General features: G+C 73.5%; 13 protein-coding genes. 5 read left to right on the top strand and 8 right to left on the bottom strand.

Annotation, left to right across the window (positions count from 1 at the left end; genetic code table 11):
* Nucleotides 1-33: 33 nt before the first annotated feature.
* From ACW62_RS13515 to ACW62_RS13500, 4 genes are read right to left on the bottom strand one after another with little or no spacing between them, the layout of a single operon-like run.
* Nucleotides 34-1,443, bottom strand: a complete 1,410-nt coding sequence (locus ACW62_RS13515) for a hypothetical protein (protein WP_053204645.1) — start codon at nucleotides 1,441-1,443, stop codon at nucleotides 34-36.
* Nucleotides 1,440-2,639 (bottom strand): hypothetical protein, encoded by a 1,200-nt coding sequence (locus tag ACW62_RS13510; protein ID WP_053204644.1) that lies wholly within the window; start codon nucleotides 2,637-2,639, stop codon nucleotides 1,440-1,442. The genes ACW62_RS13515 and ACW62_RS13510 overlap by 4 nt, the downstream gene beginning before the upstream one ends.
* 28 nt (nucleotides 2,640-2,667) lie before the next feature.
* Complete coding sequence (locus ACW62_RS13505) at nucleotides 2,668-3,270, bottom strand: dienelactone hydrolase family protein (protein ID WP_053204643.1); 603 nt, start codon at nucleotides 3,268-3,270, stop codon at nucleotides 2,668-2,670.
* Between the two features lie 36 nt (nucleotides 3,271-3,306).
* Entirely contained in the window at nucleotides 3,307-4,755 is a 1,449-nt protein-coding gene (locus ACW62_RS13500; RefSeq protein ID WP_157574762.1) for an NCS2 family permease, read from the bottom strand.
* 103 nt (nucleotides 4,756-4,858) lie between these two features.
* Here ACW62_RS13500 and ACW62_RS35220 point away from each other — a divergent pair, with 103 nt between their 5' ends.
* The 3 genes from ACW62_RS35220 (at nucleotide 4,859) to ACW62_RS13485 (ending at nucleotide 8,216) form a co-directional block, all read left to right on the top strand.
* Nucleotides 4,859-6,151 carry a DUF2530 domain-containing protein gene (locus tag ACW62_RS35220; protein ID WP_053204641.1) on the top strand — a complete coding sequence of 431 codons (1,293 nt, stop codon included), beginning with the start codon at nucleotides 4,859-4,861 and terminating at the stop codon, nucleotides 6,149-6,151.
* A gap of 251 nt (nucleotides 6,152-6,402) precedes the next feature.
* A complete protein-coding gene (locus ACW62_RS13490) occupies nucleotides 6,403-6,894 on the top strand; it encodes a MarR family winged helix-turn-helix transcriptional regulator (RefSeq protein ID WP_231947584.1) in 492 nt (163 codons plus the stop codon).
* Nucleotides 6,891-8,216 carry an MFS transporter gene (locus ACW62_RS13485; protein ID WP_053204640.1) on the top strand — a complete coding sequence of 442 codons (1,326 nt, stop codon included), beginning with the start codon at nucleotides 6,891-6,893 and terminating at the stop codon, nucleotides 8,214-8,216. The genes ACW62_RS13490 and ACW62_RS13485 overlap by 4 nt, the downstream gene beginning before the upstream one ends.
* Before the next feature lie 3 nt (nucleotides 8,217-8,219).
* Here the strand turns inward: ACW62_RS13485 and argS are convergent, their stop codons facing one another.
* Nucleotides 8,220-9,965, bottom strand: a complete 1,746-nt coding sequence (gene argS / locus ACW62_RS13480; RefSeq protein WP_053204639.1) for an arginine--tRNA ligase — start codon at nucleotides 9,963-9,965, stop codon at nucleotides 8,220-8,222.
* A gap of 53 nt (nucleotides 9,966-10,018) precedes the next feature.
* On the opposite strand from argS, the gene thpR reads away from it, so the two are divergent.
* Nucleotides 10,019-10,579, top strand: coding sequence for an RNA 2',3'-cyclic phosphodiesterase (thpR, locus tag ACW62_RS13475; RefSeq protein ID WP_053204638.1), 561 nt, complete (start codon nucleotides 10,019-10,021; stop codon nucleotides 10,577-10,579).
* A 456-nt stretch (nucleotides 10,580-11,035) separates the two neighbouring features.
* Here the strand turns inward: thpR and serC are convergent, their stop codons facing one another.
* Together serC and ACW62_RS13465 are read right to left on the bottom strand one after the other, a co-directional pair.
* Nucleotides 11,036-12,163: a phosphoserine transaminase gene (gene serC, locus ACW62_RS13470; protein WP_053204637.1), complete on the bottom strand. Its 1,128-nt coding sequence runs from the start codon at nucleotides 12,161-12,163 to the stop codon at nucleotides 11,036-11,038.
* Nucleotides 12,164-12,308: 145 nt separating this feature from the next.
* A complete protein-coding gene (locus ACW62_RS13465; protein WP_053204636.1) occupies nucleotides 12,309-13,415 on the bottom strand; it encodes a citrate synthase 2 in 1,107 nt (368 codons plus the stop codon).
* Between the two features lie 169 nt (nucleotides 13,416-13,584).
* Between ACW62_RS13465 and pdxH the strand changes: the two genes are divergently transcribed.
* Complete coding sequence (gene pdxH, locus ACW62_RS13460) at nucleotides 13,585-14,235, top strand: pyridoxamine 5'-phosphate oxidase (RefSeq protein WP_240477303.1); 651 nt, start codon at nucleotides 13,585-13,587, stop codon at nucleotides 14,233-14,235.
* Between the two features lie 465 nt (nucleotides 14,236-14,700).
* Here pdxH and ACW62_RS13455 read toward each other — a convergent pair whose 3' ends face one another.
* Nucleotides 14,701-15,378 carry a hypothetical protein gene (locus ACW62_RS13455; RefSeq protein ID WP_053204634.1) on the bottom strand — a complete coding sequence of 226 codons (678 nt, stop codon included), beginning with the start codon at nucleotides 15,376-15,378 and terminating at the stop codon, nucleotides 14,701-14,703.
* Nucleotides 15,379-15,453: the final 75 nt, after the last annotated feature.

Below are 15,453 nucleotides of genomic sequence, written 5' to 3'. Positions count from 1 at the left end.
CTCGGAGGTCGCTCTGCCGGTCGCCCGCGCGGGTCAGAAGCGGCGGCCGCCGCCGGATCGGCGGGACGAGCGCCGGCTCGAGCCGCCGCCGAAGCTGCGCCGCCGGCTGCGTCCGCCGGACCCGCCGCCCCAGCCGCCCGAGCCCGAGGAGCCGTCGCCGGACGAGCTCATGGCGCTGTTGGCGGCCTTGCCCAGTGACCGGCCGTAGCTCGCCAGCCGGGCGCGGGGCCGCCGTGACTCCCAGCGGCTCCACAGCCTGCCGCGCGCCACCGAGTGGTCGTTGTGCGGGAAGCGCCAGCTGCCGGCGGTGCCGTTCCAGTAGCCCTCGATGTAGGCGACGAGGTCCTCGCCGCCCTCCCAGTAGCTGTCGCGGCCGGCCTGCCGGGCCTGCGGCGCCTCGCCGGCATCGAACCGGACGACGCACTGGTCGCAGAGCGGCACGTCGCGGCTCACGCCGTGCTCGGGCGTCCACTCCCGGTTCTGGGTGCTGGGGCCGTGCCGCGGGTCGAAGAAGCACGGCGGCGTCGGTTCCGGGGCCGGCCGGCCCTGCTGCAGCGCCGTGAGGCAGGCGATGCGGTAGCGCGCGGTGCCCAGCAGCGACGTCACCGCCTGGACGTCGTCGTCGGTGGCCGCCTGGTCGAGCCGGTGCCGGGCCTTCTCGACGGTGTCGAGGATCTCCTTCGTCAGCTTCGCCTGTTCGATGTCGGACGTCGTCGGCAGGTCGGACACGCGGTCGGACAGCTCGATGACCTCTTCGGTCAGCAGCGGCCGGACGACGTCGAGGTGGCCCCGCTCGTCGGCCTGGCGGCGGCGCCGGGCGCTGAGCGTCGTCCCGCCCCACCAGACGCCGGCGATGCCGGCCGCGCCGCCGGCCCACGGCGCGAGATCGACGTAGAGCGGGTGGTCGACGTCGGAGGCGCGGTCGATGAAGCGGTCGATCATCGGGCCGTACTCGGGGGCGCAGCAGTCGACCGCCTGGTCGATGGCGTCCTCGACGTGGTACGTGGGGCCCTCCTCGCTGTGCTGCACGCCCCAGAGGCCGCGGCCGTCGTAGGAGCTGTCGGCCACCGACATGACGAGGTAGACGCCGTCGACGCCGACCCGGTCGTACAGCTGTGACGCCAGCTCCTCGCCCTCGTAGAGCAACTCGCGGCCGACGAGGCGGTCCTGGCCCTCGGGGTCGAGCCGCCACGCCGGGACGACGGCGATGCGCAGGCCGGCCGGGGCCGCCGCGGCCGCCTCGTCGAGGTCCGCCGCTTCGGCCGTGCCGATGGCGTCGGCGGCGTCGGGGTCGACCCACACGCCCGGCTCGGCCAGCTCGACGGCGACCTCGTCGAGGTAGCGATCGACGTCGGCCTCGTCGGCCGTCGCGGGCAGTGTCGCCACCCACAGGCCGGCGGTGGTCAACGCGAGCGCGGCCGCGCCGCGCAGCGCGGGCTTCATCGGGCCGACCCGGTCAGGCGGTCGCGGCAGCCGGCGCAGACCGGGACCTCGCGAGAACGCCCGCCGGGCGGCGCGTACATCCAGTCCGTCACGGACACTCCATGGCGCTGGTCGAAGAAGCAGTCGGCCCGTCGCGCGGGCAGCGGACGGCCAGCCAGCCGCGCCTGCGCGCACGCCAGGCGCCACCGACCGTACTCGACCGTCGCCCGGACCGCGCGCAGCACGTGGTCGTCAGGCGCGCCGTCGACGGCGGCGCCCGCCGCGGCGTAGGCGTCCATGGCGGCCTGCACGTCGGCGGCGACTGTGGGGTCGGCGACGTGGATGTCGGCGGCGTCGAGCTCTTCGCCGAACCGGGTGACGTCCTCGCGGGCCAGCTCCTGCCGGTCGTCGAGGGAGTCGGCCTCGTCGTCGAGCACGTCGAACGACGGCCGGTAGAGCGCCTGGCCCTCGGTGCCGTCGCCGGCGCGGCGGCGGTGCCACCAGAACGCCGCGCCGGCCGCCGCCGCCAGCACGACCAGCGCGATGACCAGCGGCAGCACCCAGCCGGCGCCGCCGGAGTCCTCGGGCGCGCCGGACACGCCCAACTCCGTCAACGCGTCGTCGAGGATCGCGACCTGCTGCGACCGGGTATGCCGCCCGATCGCGGTCTCGACCGCCTCTCCCACCGGCGCGTCGACCGAGATGGCGGCCCCGTACGTGCCCGCCCCGCCGAACACCACGAGGTAGATGCCGTCGGGCCCGCCCTCGGCGGCGACGGCGTCGATGAACGCCGCGGCCCGCGCGGCGTCGTCGTCGCCGGGCATATCGGACAGCGCCGTGGCCGGGAGGACGGCGATGTACACGGCCGGCGAGCGGCCGTCGACGCGGTCGGTCAGCCGCTCAGCCTCGGTCGCCGGCACGATGCCCGACTGCGTCTCGTCGACGTACACCGGCGCGGACGCCCACGCCATGGCGACCTCGCCCGGGACGTCGCTGGGCGCCGGCTCCTCGGCCCGCGGCGCCACCGCAGCGCGCGTCGTCGCGGCTTGGGCCGCAGCCCCAGTAACCGCCGGGCCGAGCGTCGTCGAGCCGGGTGCCGTTGCGCCGGCGCGGGCGGCCGTCGCCGTCGCGGTGTCGGCGGTAGCGCCAGCGGCCGCCGGGCCGAGCGTCGTCGCGGCGACCATCAGCAGTGCGGCCGCCGGGAGAGTCAGCCGCATGCGTGCTCCTCGCCGGTTCGGGGGTGGGTCAGCGCCCCCGATCTTCACATGCCGCGATGAACTCCAGCGCACGGCCGTGCATCAGGCCGGCCGCGTCGGCGTCGTACTCGCCGGTCAGCGACGGATCGGCGAACAGGTGCGCCGCGACCCCCGGATAGCCGAAGTAGTGGTACTCGGCGCCGGACGCGGCGGCGGTCTCGGCGAACTCGCGGTTGGCGTCGTCTTCGCGGAACGGGTCGAGCTCGGCCTCGTGCACCTGGACCGGCACGGCGGACGGCCACAGCTCGGCGCCGACCACCCGGACCGGCACCGAGCCGTGGAACGCCAGCGCGCCGCGCGCCCCCGGCCGGGACGTGACCAGGTGCACCACGGAGATGACGCCGTTGGAGTAGCCCGCGTAGACGACGTCGGGCCGGACGCCGTCGACCGCCGCGTCGGTGCGTCGCAGCAGTTCGTCCTGGCCGCCGTACTTCTGCAGGAACTCGAACGCCTCGTCGTAGCCGTCGAAGACCGCGCCGCCGTAGAGGTCGGGCACATGGACGACGTGACCGGCCGCACGCCACCGCTCGGCGGCCTGCAGCACCCCGGGCCGGAGCCCGAGGACGGAGTGGAACAGCACGATCTCGGTCATGCCAGCGTTGTATCAGCCGGCACCGACAGGGTCGGGTCAGCGCACGCCGAGCAGGTCCTCGATCGGCGTGATCGCGAAGAAGACCACGAACAGCGCCGCGATGATCCACAGCAGCGGGTGCAGCTCGCGCGCCTTGCCCTTGGCCAGCTTGATGATCACGTACGACAGGAACCCGGCGCCGATGCCGGTGCTGATCGAGTACGTGAACGGCATCAGCGCCAGCGTCAGGAACGCCGGGATCGCGATCTCGAGGTCGTCCCAGGCGATCTCGCGGACCTGGCCCATCATCAGGAACCCGACCAGCACCAGCGCCGGTGCGGCGGCCTCGTTCGGCACCATCGCCACGACCGGCGCCAGGAACGTCGCGAGCAGGAAGCACACGCCCGTCACGACGCTGGCCAGGCCGGTGCGGGCGCCCTCGCCGACGCCCGACGCGGACTCGATGTAGGACGTGTTGCTCGACACCGACGCCGCGCCGCCGGCCGCCGCGGCCACGGAGTCGACCAGCAGGATCTGCGTCGTCTTCGGCGGGTTGCCGTTCTCGTCCAGCAGCTGGCCCTCGGCGCCGACCGCGACCATCGTCCCCATCGTGTCGAAGAAGTCGGCCAGCATCAGCGTGAACACGAACAGCAGCACGCTCACCACGCCGACGGACTCCCACGAGCCGAGCAGGCTGAAGTTCCCGAGCAGCGAGAAGTCGGGCAGGTCGACGATCTGGTCGGGCCACTGCGGCGCGTTGAGGTTCCAGCCGCCGGGGTTCTCGGCGGACGTGCCGAGGTCGGCGATGCTCTCGACGATGACCGCCAGCACCGTCGTGCCGATGATCGTCCACAGGATCGCGCCGCGCAGCTTCAGCGAGTACAGCACGATCACCGCGATCAGCCCGGCGCAGAACACCGCCACCGGCCAGGTCGTCAGCGAACCGCCGTCGCCCATCCCGATCGGCGGCGACGGAGTCCCCGTCGACCGCACGAACCCCGCGTTCACGAAGCCGACCAGCGCGATGAACAGGCCGATGCCGACGCTGATCGCGGTCTTCAACTGCCGCGGGACCGCGCTGAACACGGCCTGCCGGAACCCCGTCAGCACGAGGACCAGGATCACCAGGCCTTCCATCACCACCAGGCCCATGGCGTCGGCCCACGTCATCTGCGACGCCAGCCCGAACGCGACGAACGCGTTCAGGCCGAGGCCCGCGGCCAGTGCCAGCGGGAAGTTCGCGACCACACCCATGGCGATCGTCAGGACGCCCGCCACCAGCGCCGTCGTCGCCGCGACGGCCGCGAGGTCGGGCGCGTCGCCGCCGCCGAGGAAGTTGCCGTCGACGTCGGCCACTGTGCCGATGATCAGCGGATTCAGCACGATGATGTAGGCCATCGTGAAGAACGTGACCACGCCGCCGCGAACCTCGCGGCCGATCGTCGATCCACGCTCCGCGATCTTGAAATAGCGGTGCACCGCGGTGGGCTCGGTCGTCGTCTCGATGTCGCTCACGGGCGTGAGGATGCCAGAAGATCGTTGCGGGATGAATACGGCGGGCTGCGGATCGGCTCGCCGCGACGGATGCGGCCGGGCTAGCCTGGGACATATGGCGAAGCGTCGGCGGCGATCCCCGGGGGAGCCCGAGGTCGAGGTCGAGGCGGCCGAGCCCGATCAGGTTCAGCCGCTCGACCTCGACGGAGTCCGCACGGTCGCGGTCGTCACCGTCCTCTGGGCGGTCGCGTTCGTCCTGCTCGCGCTGCGCATGGACACCCTCCAGGAGGAGGGCCGCAGCTGGTGGGTCTGGACCTGCCTCGCCGGCGTCGGCCTCGGGCTGCTGGGCCTGGAGTACACCCGCAAGCGGCGTGACGCGCTCGAGTTCGAGCGTGAGGAGGCGGCGGCCGAGGCTGCTGCCGACGGTGACCATGCTGCCGGCGCCGCTGCCGGCGGTGAGGTGCTGACGCGCGGCGAGGTCATCGCCCGCGACGGCGACGAGCCCTTGGCGCCTGACCCCCGAGCCCCTGACGCCCGGCCTTCTGACGCCGCGCCGATGGGCGGTGGCCCGACGGCCGGTGGGCCGTTCGCGAGCCGGCCGCAGAGCGCGCCCGACTCCGCCACACGGCCGATCGACACCGGCGGCAACCTCCCGCCGGTCCGTCCCGACGCCACCCGCGTCGACCTGCCGCCCACGCGGCCGGGCGCCCGTCCCGATCCGCGCGGCGGACGCCAGGACACCACGGCTCACGGCCGGCCGAGCTGGACCGGCGAGCGTCCCGTCGCGCCGACGGGGGAGCGGCCGGCGCCTGGGCAGCGGTCGGGTCCTGGCACGGGTGAGCAGCCCGTCGCGCCGTCCCGTTCTGGTCCGCCGACGGGTCAGCGTCCTGGTCCGGGTACCGGCGAGCGTCCCGTCGCGCCGACGGGGGAGCGGCCGGCGCCTGGGCAGCGGTCGGGTCCTGGCACGGGTGAGCAGCCCGTCGCGCCGTCCCGCTCCGGTCCGCCGACCGGTCAGCGTCCGGGCCCGGCAACGCCGGAACGACCCGCCGCGGCGTCGCGCCCCGGCCCGGCCACCGGGGAGCGTCCGGTTGCGCCGTCCCGGCCGACGACCGGGGAGCGTCCGGTGCCGCCGCCGGCTCGTCCGGCCACGCCGCCGCGGCCGAGCGCCGCCGAGGCCCCGTCCGATCACCCTCCGGCTCCGCCGCCTCGCCGCAGCTCGGCGTCCGAACTGTTCGGCGACGCGCCGACGCGCCCGGTCCCGTCTCCGCTGGACGACGACGAGCCGCTGCTCGACACCACGTTCGGCGGCCGCCCCGCCGTGGAGGACGAGCCGGCCGCCGAATCCGACGACACCGAGGGCGGCAGCCGCTACCGCGGTCGCCGCGCCCGCCGCTCCGACACCGCCTGACGCGCCGGCACCACCCGCAGGCGTCACCCACCGACGCCCGGCGGCGGCGTGGGGCCGGTGGTTGCGGTGGCGTGGGGTGACAAGACCGCCAACTGTTGGCGCTCTGGTCACCCGCGCCTGCACCATGACCCGGCCCCATGGTCCGGCCGGTGACCGGCGCAAACCCACCGGAACCGGGACCAACCACGCCAGCACCAAATCACCAGGACGCGACTGGCCCTTAGCAAAGGTAATGAGTTAGACTAAGCAAAGTGCCAGCCGCGAAGATTTCCCAGAACACCGCGCCCCAGAGCCAGCCGGCGCGCTCGGGCCCGGCGCAGCCGCGTACCCAGGCCGGCCTGGCCAGCTCCCTCCGTATCGCCGTCGGACGGCTGAACCGCCGCATCCGCAACCAGCGCGAAGACGACTCCCTGACGCTGAACCAGCTGTCCGCGCTGGGCATCCTGGAGCGCAAGGGTCCGCTGCCGGTGGGCGAGCTGGCCGCGTGCGAGCGCATCCGCCCGCCGTCCATGACGCGCATCGTGTCCGGCCTCGAGGAGCTCGGCCTCGCCGTCCGCGAGCCCGACCTCGACGACCGCCGCGTCATCAACGTCCGCATCACCGAGGCCGGCAAGGCACGCACCGCCGCGGACCGCAAGCGCCGCGACGCCTGGCTGACGCACAAGCTGCGTGATCTCTCGCCGGACGAGCGCGAGCGGCTGCGCGCGGCGCTACCCGTGCTCGAGAAGCTGGCCGGCCTGTGAGCCCTACGTTCCATTCCCTCCGGCACCGCAACTACCGGCTGTACTGGTCGGGGATGTTCCTGTCCAACGTCGGCACCTGGATGCAGCGCATCGCGCAGGACTGGCTGGTGCTGGTCGTGCTCGGCGGCGGCGCGCAGGCGGTCGGCATCACGACGGGCCTGCAGTTCCTGCCGTTCCTGCTCGTGGCGCCGTTCGGCGGGCTGCTCGCCGACCGGTTCGACAAGCGCCGCCTGCTCATGCTCACGAACTCCTTCCTGGGCGTGGTCGGGCTGACGCTCGGTGTGCTGACGCTCACCGGGGTGGCCCAGATCTGGCACGTGTACGTGCTCGCCTTCCTGCTCGGCGTCGGCACCGCGCTGGACAACCCGGCCCGTCAGGCGTTCGTGTCCGAGCTGGTCGGCCGCGACGATCTCACCAACGCGGTCGCGCTGAACAGCGCGTCGTTCAACGCGGCGCGGCTGATCGGCCCGGGCGTCGCCGGCCTCCTCATCGGTCTCATCGGCACCGGCTGGGTGTTCGTGCTGAACGGTGCGTCGTTCATCTCGCCGATCCTGGCGCTGGCGCTGCTGCGCGGCGCCGGCGGCCGGCCGAAGCACGACCCCGAGCGGGCGGGCACCATGGCGCAGCTGCGCGAGGGCGTGACGTACCTGGGGTCGCGGCCGGACCTGCTGATGGTCGTCGCGATCATGTTCGGCCTCGGCACCTTCGGCATGAACTTCCAGATGACCATGGCGCTGATGGCCACCGACGTCTACGACAAGGGCCCCAGCGAGTACGGCCTGCTCGGCTCGATCATGGCCATCGGCACGCTGTCCGGCGCGCTGGTCGCGGCCCGGCGGAAGGTGCCGCGACGGCGGCTGATCGTCGGCGGCGCCGTGGTGTTCGGCGTGCTCGAGGTGGCCGCCGGGCTGATGCCGACCTACGCGCTGTTCGCGATCTCGCTGATACCGCTCGGCATCATCGCGATGACGGTGATGACGGCGGCCAACGCGTACGTGCAGACGACGGTGCCGCAGTACGTCCGCGGCCGGGTCATGTCGCTCTACATGATGATCTTCATGGGCGGCACCCCGTTCGGCGCCCCGGTCATCGGCTTCGTGGCCGGCGCGTTCGGCGCCCGCTGGTCGCTGCTCGGCGGCGGCATCCTGACGGCGGCGTTCGCCGTCGCCGCGCTGGTCGTGCTGGCCCCGCGGAGTGGTGTCGTGGTGCGGACGCGGCTGCGGCCACGGCCCGGACTGGTCGTCGTCACCACCCCGCCGACGCCGACGTCAGCGCCGGCGCTGACGCCCGCCGATGAGCCGACCCCGGTGCGGGTGGCCTGACGCTCACATCCGCTCGGGCGCCGCGATGCCCAGCAGCGCCAGGCCCTCGCGCAACGTCGCCGCCGTCAGCCGGCACAGCGCGAGCCGGTTGCCGCGCCGTGGCTCTGGCGCCGTCAGCACCGGGCAGGCCTCGTAGAAGTCGGTGAACGCCCGCGCGGTGTCGTAGAGGTACGTGCACAGCCGGTGCGGCTCCAGCGTCCTGGCGACGTCGGCGAGCGTGTCGCCGAACGCGTCGAGCGCCAGCCCGAGCGCCCGCTCGGCCGGGTGCAGGTCGGCTGCCGGTTCGACGACGGGGTCCGGTTCGCCCTCGGCGCGGCGCAGGATCGCGGCGATGCGGGCATGCGCGTACTGCAGGTACCCGCCGGTGTTGCCGGCGAACGAGACCATGCGGTCGACGTCGAAGGTGTAGTCCTTGGTCCGTGACGTCGACAGCTCGGCGTACTTGACCGCGCCGATGCCGGTCAGCTCGGCGACGCGGTCGGCCGCGGCGGGGCCGAGCGAGGGGTTCTTCGCGGCGACGACGGCCCGGGCGCGCTCGACGGCGGCGTCCAGCAGGCTGCCGAGCGTGACGGTGTCGCCGGCCCGGGTCCGGAACGGCCGCCCGTCCGGACCGAGCACGGTGCCGAACGAGACGTGGACGACCTCGACGTCGCCGGGCAGCCAGCCGGCCCGCCGCGCGGCCTCGACGACCAGGCGGAAGTGCAGCGCCTGCCGGGCGTCGACGACGTAGAGGACGCGGCCGGCGCGCAGCTCGCGCACCCGGTACCGCAGCGTCGCGAGGTCGGTGGTGTCGTAGCCGTAGCCGCCGTCGCTCTTGCGCAGGATCAGCGGCACGGGCGCGCCGTCCGGGCCGGTCTCCGCCGCGGACAGGACGACCACCGCACCGTCGCTCTCGACAGCGACGCCGGACCGCGTCAGCTCCTCCACCACGCCGGCCAGCCGGTCGTTGTAGAACGACTCGCCGGCGGAGTCGGCCCGGGTCAGCAGCACGTCGAGCCGGTCGTAGAGCGCCCGGAACGCGGCCTCGGACTCCGCCACGATGTCCCGCCATACGGCGATCGTCGCGGGGTCGCCGGACTGCAGCGCGACGACCCGCGACCGGGACCGCTCGGCGAACCCGGCGTCGGCGTCGAACCGTTCCCGCGCCGCCCGGTAGAGCCGGTCCAGCGCCGACACGGACGACTCGCCGGCCAGGTCGCCGTGCCGCCAGACCGCCTCGGGCACCTCGTCGAGGTACTGGATGAGCATGCCGAACTGCGTGCCCCAGTCGCCCAGGTGGTTCTGCCGGACGACGTGGGCGCCGAGCCGCGTGAGCACCCGGGCGAGGCAGTCGCCGATGATGGTCGAGCGCAGGTGCCCGACGTGCAGCTCCTTCGCGATGTTGGGCGCGGAGTAGTCGATGATGACGCGCTGGCCGGTCTCGCCGCGTGGCACGCCGAGGTCGGCCCGCGCCCGCCGGGCCGCGACCCGCCGCCACACCACCGGCGCCGCCACCGTCAGCTCCAGGAACCCCGGCCCGGACACCCGTACCTCGTCGAGGAGCTCCGTGCGCACCGCCGCGGCCACCCGGTCCGCCAGCTCGGCCGGCGGCCGGCCGGCGCGCCGGGCCAGCGCCAGGGCGGCGCCGGACTGGAAGTCGGCGCGCTCGCTCGGCCGGACCAGCGGGTCGGTGCCGGTCAGCGCGGGGTCGGCGACGGCGATGCCGTCGGCCACCGCCGCGGCCACCTCCGTCAGCAGCGAACTCGTCATGCTCCGCCATGGTTCCAGCGCTCGCCGGCCCGGCGCCATGCAATTGTTGGCGGGTGAGGCTGTTCGCCGCGGTCGAGCCGTCGCCGGACGCGGTGGCGCAGCTGGCCGCCGTCGTCGACGGGATGCGCGACGACGTGCTGCGCTGGTCCGACCCGGCCGGCTGGCACCTGACGCTGGCGTTCTACGGCGAGGTCGGCGCGGACCGGGTGGACGAGCTGACCGAGCGGCTGTCGCGGGTGGCACGACGGCGCCCGGCGACGCGGGCGCGCATTGCCGGCGCCGGCCGGTTCGGCCGGTCGGTGCTCTGGGCCGGTATCGACGGCGACGGGGCCGCCCTGCGTGCGCTGGCGGGGTCGGCGAGCGCGGCCGGCCGCCGGACCGGCGTCGGGACGGACGACCGGCAGCGGTTCCGGCCGCACGTCACGCTCGCCCGCGCCCGCGCCCGCGCCCGCGACGACGCCGACCTGCTGCCGTACGTCGCGCGGCTCGCGTCGTACACGGGACCGTGGTGGGACGCCGACGCCGTGACGCTGTTCCGGTCACGGCCCGGCGGGCCCGGGCACGGCCCGCGGTACGAGCCGCTGGCCCGCCTCGCGCTGACCGGCCGCCGCTGACGCCGTCAGAACAGGGTCGCCACCGCGACGACGAGCACCATGAGGACCAGGACCGCGGTCACCAGTTGCCGGGTGGTCTTCGGGCGCACCGTCTCGCCTCCTTCGCGGGGTCGTCGCGCTCAGCCTACGCGTCGCTCGCCGGGCTCCGAACCGCTGGTCGTCACGGCGAATTCACCATTCCGTGACCAATCCCGTGACTAATTGATCTGACGTTGCAAAAGCGTTGCGGACGAGCCTCCTGCCAGCGCGAATCGACGTTCTACCGCCGTAGAATGCTGACCGCGTGGCCGACCGGCAGAGGGACCGAACGGATGATCCCCATAGTCGCCGCTGACCTCTATGGTTGTGGCAGGAACACGACGGGGGAATGGGTTCCTACAGTAAGTGGAACCAACAACGCGCCCGGCCGCTGACACTAATCGCGGCCGGGCGTTGTTATTGACAGCTTCCGGTGACCTACGCGCCCAGCTTCTCGACGACGAAATCGATGCACGCGGTCAGCGCCTCGACGTCGGCGGGGTCGACCGCCGGGAACATCGCGACGCGCAGCTGGTTGCGGCCCAGCTTGCGGTACGGCTCGACGTCGACGATGCCGTTGGCCCGCAGCACCTTCGCCACCGCCGCGGCGTCGACGCTGTCGTCGAAGTCGATGGTGCCGACCACCAGCGAGCGCGCGCCGGGGTCGCTGACGTACGGCGTGGTGTACGGGGTCTTGTCGGCCCAGCTGTACAGGTGGCCCGACGACGCCGTGGTGCGGCCGACGGCGAACTCGAGGCCGCCGTTGCCGTTGAGCCAGTCGAGCTGCTCGGCCAGCAGGAACAGCGTGGCGACGGCCGGGGTGTTGTACGTCTGGTCCTTGGCCGAGTTGTCGACCGCGGTCGGGAGGTCGAGGAACGCCGGGACGTACCGGTCGGTCGCGGCGATCTCCTCGACCCGGGCCAGCGCGGCCGGCGAGAACGCCGCGATCCAGAGCCCGCCGTCGGAGCCGAAGTTCTTCTGCGGCGCGAAGTAGTAGACGTCGGCCTGGGCAGGGTCGACCGGCAGGCCGCCCGCGCCGCTGGTGGCGTCGATGAGCACCAGCGCGTCGTCAGCGGCGCCGTCGACCCGGCGGATGGGCGCCATGACGCCGGTGGAGGTCTCGTTGTGCGGCCACGCGTAGACGTCGACGCCGTCCTCGGCCACGGGCACGGGCAGCGAGCCCGGGTCGGCCTTGACGATGCTCGGCTCGTCGAGCCACGGCGCGGTCTTCGTGACGGTGCCGAACTTCGACGAGAACTCGCCGAAGGACAGGTGCTGCGCCTTCCGCCGGACCAGGCCGAACGCGGCCGCGTCCCAGAACGCCGTGGTGCCGCCGTTGCCGAGCACGACCTGGTAGCCCTCGGGCAGGCCCAGCAGCGCGGCGACGCCCTCGCGGACGCGGTGGACCAGGTTCTTCACCGGCGCCTGCCGGTGCGAGGTGCCGAGGACGGCGCCGCCCTGGGCGGCGAGGGCGGCCAGCGCCTCGGGGCGGACCTTGCTCGGGCCCGCGCCGAACCGGCCGTCGGCGGGCTTGAGGTCGTCGGGGATCTGCACAGTGTCGGTCATGGCTGCGCTCCGTGTCGGGGTGTCCGGTGGGTTACGGAAGTGTGACGACACTGTCAGGTAGGCCATTGTGCCGCATGGTCCCGGGCATGCGAGCGCCGGTCCGTCAGGTGACACGGACCGGCGCGTGGCGGCGTACGTGGGTGGGTCAGGCGGCCCAGGCGGGGCTCCACCCGGGGACGGCGTCGGGGGTGCGGGCGCCCGGGCCGGTGTACATGGCCGACGGACGCACCAGCCGGCCGGTCTTCTTCTGCTCGAGGATGTGCGCGCACCAGCCGGCCGTGCGGGCACAGGTGAACATCGACGTGAACATGTTCGCCGGGACCTCGGCGAAGTCGAGCACGATGGCGGCCCAGAACTCCACGTTGGTGGCGAGGACGCGGTCGGGCTTGCGCTCGTGCAGCTCGGACAGCGCGGCCTTCTCGAACGCCTCGGCGACCTCGTAGCGGGGCGCGCCCAGCTCGCGGGCGACGCGGCGCAGCGTGCGGGCGCGCGGGTCCTCGGCGCGGTAGACGCGGTGACCGAAGCCCATGAGCCGCTCGCCGCGGTCGAGGATGCCCTTGACGTAGCCGACGGGGTCGCCGGTGTGCTCGATCTCCTCGATCATCGCCAGCACCCGCGACGGTGCACCGCCGTGCAGCGGGCCGCTCATCGCGCCGACGGCCGCGGACAGCGACGCGGCGACGTCGGCGCCCGTGGACGCGACCACCCGCCCGGTGAACGTCGACGCGTTCATGCCGTGCTCGGCGGCCGACGTCAGGTACGCGTCGACGGCGGCGGTGTGCCGGGGGTCGGGCTCGCCGCGCCAGCGCACCATGAACTGCTCGACGATGCTGCCGCCCCGCGCCACGACGTCGTCGGGCACCGGCGCCAGCCCGGCGGAGTGCCGCGCCGACTGGGCGACGAACGACAGCGCGGTGGACGCGCTGCGCGCCAGCTGATGGCGGGCGTCGTCGTCACTGGTGTCGAGCAGTGGCTGGAAGCCCCACAGCGGGGCCAGCGTGGCGAGCGCGCTCTGGACGTCGACGCGGACGTCGCCGGTGCGGATCGGCAGCTCCAGCGACTCGGCCGGCGGCAGGCCGGGATCGAACGCCCCGTCGACCAGCAGGCCCCACACGTTGCCGAACGGCACCCGGCCGACCAGGTCGTCGATGTCGACCCCGCGGTAGCGGAGCGCACCGCCTTCCTTGTCTGGCTCGGCGATCTGGGTCTCGAACGCTACGACACCCTCAAGGCCATGCTTGACCTCGGTCATTGACATCTCCATTCGTGGTGCGCTCGCGGGCCCCCACGACCATCATGCCCCGCAACTGGTGGCTCTCCACAAGTTGCGACAATGTGAATGTGCGGTTTCCCACAGTGGCATCCGCCACGTCCCTGTGGTGGGCGGCGTTCTGTCTGGCCGGGGTGACAGAGTGGAGGGCGTGGAGGAAGGACTGCCGCGCATGCGCCGCCGGTACACGTCCGGGCGGCTGATCGAACGCGACCTCGCGCCCGACCCGTTCGACGAGTTCCGCGCCTGGCTGCACGACGCCGTCACCAAGGGCCTGGCCGAGCCCAACGCCATGGTCCTCGGCACCGCCGGCGCCGACGGCCGGCCCAGCAGCCGAACCGTGCTGCTCAAGGGCATCGACGACGGCGCGTTCGTCTTCTTCACCAACACCGGCTCCCGCAAGGCGACGGAGATCGCGGCCAACCCGCAGGTGTCGCTGTGCTTCCCGTGGATCGCCATGGAACGCCAGGTCCTCGTCTGCGGCGTCGCCTCGACGGTGTCCCGCGACGCGACGCTGGCGTACTGGCTGACCCGGCCGCGGGAATCCCAGATCGGCGCGTGGGCCAGCCACCAGTCCACCGTCATCGGCACGCGCGACGACATCGAGGCGTCGGCCGCGGCGGTGGGCGAGCGGTACCCCGACGAGGTGCCGCTGCCGGACTTCTGGAGCGGCTACCGGGTGGTGCCGGACACCGTGGAGTTCTGGCAGGGCGGGGTCGCACGACTGCACGATCGGCTGCGGTACCGGCGGGGTGGCGGCGGTGCGGACGACGCCTGGGTGGTGGAGCGGCTCGCCCCGTGAACGCGGGGTTTGCCGTATGCCGTGATCATCCACGTTCCAACCCCCTAGAGGTGGTCGGATCGTGGATGCTCACGGAGCGTGCCGGCGATCGCCGGCGTCATCCACGTGGGGCCGGGCGTCCCGCGCGGGCAACGAGAGAACGTCCCCAGACATGGGACGACCCGTGGGCTGCTTCCACGCCGCCACGACACACGGTCGGGGAACGTGGCCCGGACGGACCAGCGCCGGGAGCCCACGGGTCGGGTGACTGCTCGGGTATTTGCCAGCAACCAAGCCGGCGAACACGGGGGGTCACCCCCAAGTCCTGCGACGAGCAGGGCTGCTAGCGAGCAGCCACCTCACAAGTCCGATAGCTATTCATCTACTGGACCACCTCCTCTCCGTGTGCTCACCACGTTATGCGCCCACCCGGCCCCGCGGCAACGCCTTTTCCGCGGGGTGAACGCGGGAACAAAACGGGGTGAGTCAGGTGATCGCGATCCAGGTGGAACGGGCCCGGCCGAGCACCCGGCCGCCGGCGCCGTAGAGGGTGGAGTCGGTCCAGGTCTTGCGTCCCTCGGTGCCGACGAGCGCACCCATCACCAGGCACGACTCGCCGGGCTCCGGGAGAGCCGAGACGGCGGCGGTGATGCGGCCGAGCAGCATCGGGCGGCCCTCGATGGGCGCCGACCAGCCGCCGGGACAGTCGAGAGCGGCCCAGACGAACTCGGGGGCACCGGCGACGTCGGGGCCGACGGACCAGAGGCAGGCGGTGCGTCCGTCGCCGACGCGGCCGGGAAACAACCCGAGCCCGTCACCGGGCGAACGGTCCGGGCCGCAGACGAAGCACTCGGGGAACGGGTGAGCGGTGAAGCCCGGGTACCGCGCCGAGATCTCCGCGACGTCCTCGACGGGGACGGGCGGGACGGCGGCGAGGTCGTCAGGGGCCGCGGCGACGACGGCGACCAGGGTGGACCCGTCGACCAGCTCCAGGGCATCCGATGACGAGGACCGCACCGTCAGCGGGGTCTCCAGCGGTGGCGGCGTCCGCAGCGTGACGGTCGCCGGACCGTCGCCGAGGCGGCCCGCCAGCAGGCCGGCCACGTACCCGCCGTTGCCCGACGTCGTGGGACCGCGGAACCGGAACCGCACCGTCACCGTCATGGTGACCGAGCTTAGCCTCGATGTTTCGTCTGGCCTGCGTGGCCGGGGATCGGTCACGGTGTGTTGGTGGCTCGG

The sequence above is a fragment of the Jiangella muralis genome (assembly GCF_001270745.1).
In the GTDB taxonomy this organism is placed as follows: domain Bacteria; phylum Actinomycetota; class Actinomycetes; order Jiangellales; family Jiangellaceae; genus Jiangella; species Jiangella muralis.
The sequence above is the reverse complement of the archived record's forward strand: the minus strand, read 5'-3'. Positions and strand labels throughout refer to the sequence as shown.

Bases quoted from the DNA above. Each gene is read 5' to 3' on its own strand.
- ACW62_RS13515 (WP_053204645.1), bottom strand. From the start codon at position 1,443: ATGAAGCCCGCGCTGCGCGGCGCGGCCGCGCTCGCGTTGACCACCGCC.
- ACW62_RS13510 (WP_053204644.1), bottom strand. From the start codon at position 2,639: ATGCGGCTGACTCTCCCGGCGGCCGCACTGCTGATGGTCGCCGCGACG.
- ACW62_RS13505 (WP_053204643.1), bottom strand. From the start codon at position 3,270: ATGACCGAGATCGTGCTGTTCCACTCCGTCCTCGGGCTCCGGCCCGGG.
- ACW62_RS35220 (WP_053204641.1), top strand. From the start codon at position 4,859: ATGGCGAAGCGTCGGCGGCGATCCCCGGGGGAGCCCGAGGTCGAGGTC.
- argS (WP_053204639.1), bottom strand. From the start codon at position 9,965: ATGACGAGTTCGCTGCTGACGGAGGTGGCCGCGGCGGTGGCCGACGGC.
- serC (WP_053204637.1), bottom strand. From the start codon at position 12,163: ATGACCGACACTGTGCAGATCCCCGACGACCTCAAGCCCGCCGACGGC.
- ACW62_RS13465 (WP_053204636.1), bottom strand. From the start codon at position 13,415: ATGACCGAGGTCAAGCATGGCCTTGAGGGTGTCGTAGCGTTCGAGACC.
- ACW62_RS13455 (WP_053204634.1), bottom strand. From the start codon at position 15,378: ATGACGGTGACGGTGCGGTTCCGGTTCCGCGGTCCCACGACGTCGGGC.